The organism is Pseudomonas sp. BAY1663, from assembly GCF_000582595.1.
GTDB classification, from domain to species: domain Bacteria; phylum Pseudomonadota; class Gammaproteobacteria; order Pseudomonadales; family Pseudomonadaceae; genus Stutzerimonas; species Stutzerimonas stutzeri_AF.
In genome coordinates, this window is record NZ_AZSV01000166.1 from 1 (window position 1) to 3,095 (window position 3,095).

The 3,095-nt window shown below is 69.4% G+C and carries 3 protein-coding genes and 1 pseudogene; all 4 read left to right on the plus strand.

Annotation, left to right across the window (positions count from 1 at the left end; all coding sequences use genetic code 11):
• On the plus strand, positions 1-411 hold a 411-nt coding region (locus BAY1663_RS22370), incomplete at its 5' end, for a phosphopantetheine-binding protein (RefSeq protein WP_037045242.1).
• 4 nt (positions 412-415) lie between these two features.
• On the plus strand, positions 416-1,180 hold the full coding sequence (gene dhbA / locus BAY1663_RS22375; RefSeq protein ID WP_037045243.1) for a 2,3-dihydro-2,3-dihydroxybenzoate dehydrogenase: 765 nt from the start codon (positions 416-418) through the stop codon (positions 1,178-1,180).
• Between the two features lie 10 nt (positions 1,181-1,190).
• Positions 1,191-2,665, plus strand: a pseudogene (locus tag BAY1663_RS22380) (condensation domain-containing protein); the annotation flags it as partial.
• Between the two features lie 168 nt (positions 2,666-2,833).
• On the plus strand, positions 2,834-3,095 hold a 262-nt coding region (locus tag BAY1663_RS25735), incomplete at its 3' end, for an AMP-binding protein (protein ID WP_305809525.1).

The window sequence follows — 3,095 nt, forward strand, 5'->3', positions numbered from 1 at the left end:
ACGATCCGCCGCGCACTGGGCCAGGTGCTGCCGGCGGCGATGGTGCCGACCGATTACCGCCACTACCGCGCCCTGCCGCGCACCGGCAGCAACAAGCTCGACCGCAAGCGCCTGCAGGCCGAGTACCTGCAGGGCGCGACCACGCGGGCGCTGGACGATGCCACCCAGCAGCGGGTCAGCGCCATCTGGCAGCAGATCCTCGGCGTCGGCGGCATCCAGGCGCAGGACAACTTCTTCGAACTCGGCGGCCAGTCGTTGCAGACCATCCAGATCGTCAACCGCCTGGCCGCCGAGTTCGGCACCGCGGTGAAGGTCTCGGATGTGTTCGACAACCCCTGTCTGGCGGACTTCTGCCGCTTCCTCGAAAGCCGCCTGCGGCAGGGGCAAGCGCAGGTGGAAACGGTCTGGTGAGGAGATGCGGATGACACAGCAGATGGATTTTCACGGGCGGCGCATCTGGGTCACCGGCGCCGGCCAGGGCATTGGCCGCGCGGTGGCCGAGGGCTTCGCCCGGCTTGGCGGCGAGGTGGTCGGGCTGGACCGGGCCTTCCCGGACTGTGACTACGGCTACCGCACCTATGCGCTGGATGTGGCCGATGCCGTGGCCGTGCGCCGGGCCTGCGCCGAGCTGCTGGCGCCGGGGCAGGGCATCGACGTGTTCGCCAGCGTCGCCGGCATCCTGCGCCTGGGCGCGATCGAGGAACTGAGCCTGGCCGACTGGGACGACTCGTTGCAGGTCAACGTCTGCGGGCCGTTCTACCTGCTGCGCGAGCTGCTGCCGCGTTTCCGCGCGCAAGGCCGCGGTGCGGTGGTGGCGGTGAGCAGCAATGCGACGCGGGTGCCGCGCATGCAGATGGCCGCCTACGCGGCGTCCAAGGCGGCGCTGACCAGCCTGATCCGCACCGCCGGGCTGGAGCTGGCGAGCTGCGGTGTGCGCTGCAACCTGGTGTCGCCAGGTTCCACCGATACCGCCATGCAGCGCGGCATGTGGGCCGACGACAGCGGCCGTGCGCGGACCATCGCCGGCTTGCCCGAGCAGTTCAAGCTCGGCATCCCGCTGCAGAAGATTGCCACGCCCGACGAGGTGGCCAACACCGTGCTGTTCCTCGCCTCGGACCTGGCCAGCCATATCACCCTGCAGGACATCGTCGTCGACGGCGGCGCCACCCTGGCAGCCTGAGAGGTAGCAGATGCACGACAACATCATCGGTCTGCTCCGGCAGCTCGCCGGGCAAGGCGTATACCTGGCGCTCAACGCCCAGGGCCAGCTGGTCTCGCAGTCGAGCCAGGAGGCGCTGACGCCCGAGCTGGGCCAGCTGATCCGCATCCATCGCGACGCCATCGTCCGCTGTCTGCGGGCGCGGCAGGCGTTCGAGGCGCCCATCGAGCCGCGTCACGCCGAGGTTGGCCCGCTGTCCTCGTCGCAGAGCGGGCTGTGGTTCATCGAGCAGTACCAGGAGCATTCGCACCTGTACAACATGCCGGTGTTCTTCCGCCTCGACGGCGAGCTGGACGTAGCCGCGCTGGCGTTCGCCTTCGACGCCTGGTGCGGCGCCACGCCAGCCTGCGCACGCGCTTTGTGCGCAACGCCGAGGGCAAGGGCGAGCAGCAGATCGTCGCCCATCGCGGCTTCGCCCTGGTCCATGAAGACTTCACCGGGCTGGAGGCCGCGGCCCGCGAGGCGCGGGTGGCCGAACGGGTGCGCGAGGAAATCGAGCGGCCGTTCGACCTCACCAGCGGCGCGCTGACCCGCGTGCACCTGCTGCGCCTGGATGCGCGCGAGCACGTACTGCTGATCAACCAGCACCACATCATTTCCGATGGCTGGTCGGTGAAGAACATGTTCGCCGACCTCAAGACCGCCTTCCTCGCCTACCAGAACCGCCAGCCGCTGGACTGGGGCGAGCCGCCGCTGACCTTCATCGACTACGCGCACTGGTTCAACTCGCCGCTGTTTCGCGACTACCACGCCGAGTACAAGCCGTTCTGGGTCGAGCGCCTGGCCGGCATCCCCGAGGTGCACAGCCTGCCGCTGGACCGGCCGCGCCCGGCGCAGCAGACCAGCGGCGGCGCGCTGGTGTTCTCGACCATCGACAACGCCCTGTGGGCGCGCTTCAAGCAGCTCTGCCAGCGCCACAGCGCCTCGCCGTTCATTGGCCTGCACGCGCTGTTCGCCCTGCTGCTGGCGCGCCACAGCGGCGAGCGCGACATCGTGATCGGCACGCCGCTGGCCTACCGCGAGCGCCCGGATATCGAGGCGCTGGTGGGCTTCTTCGTCAACACCCTGGTGCTGCGCACGCAACTGCCCGAGCAGCAATCGTTCAGCGACTACCTGCGCCAGTGCCGGCAGGACGACCTGGAAGCCTTCGACCACCAGCTGTACCGCTTCGAGGCGCTCGGCGAGGCGCTGGGCATGGACCGCCACACGGCGATCAACCCGATCTTCCAGATCATGCTGGTGTACCAGGCGCGGGTGGATTTCAACGACCTGATCCCCGGTTGCAATGCGGTGGAGGAAACCTCGCCGGCGCTGCCGGCCAAGACCGATATCTCGGTGAAGGTCACCGAACTGATGGATTCGGTGCGCATCGACTGGTTGTACGCCACCGCGCTGTTCGAGCGCGGCACCGTCGAAGGCTACGCCAGCCGCTTGCTGCGGCTGCTGCAGGCGGTGGTCGCCGACCCCGCGCAGGACATCTGGCAATTGCCGCTGCTCGACGACGAACTGCTGCGCGCCACCGGCGAGCGGCTGGCGGCGCTGCCGAAGGTCTACCCGGGTGGGCTGACGCCGCTGTCGCTGTTCGAGGCTTGGGCACGCCGACAACCGCAGGCCGTGGCGCTGCATGAAGGTGCCGGCGGCATCGGCTACGCCGAACTCGATGCGCGAGCCAACCGCCTGGCGCACTGGCTGCAGGCCGAAGGCTGTCAGCCAGGGGCACTGGTCGGCGTGCTGGCGCGGCGCGAGAACGCCTTCGCCGTTGCCGCGCTCGCGGTGTGGAAGGCCGGCTGCGCCTACGTGCCGCTGGACCCGGACTACCCGGCCGAGCGCATCGCGCATATCGTCGCCGACGCCGGGCTCGACCTGCTGCTCGGTG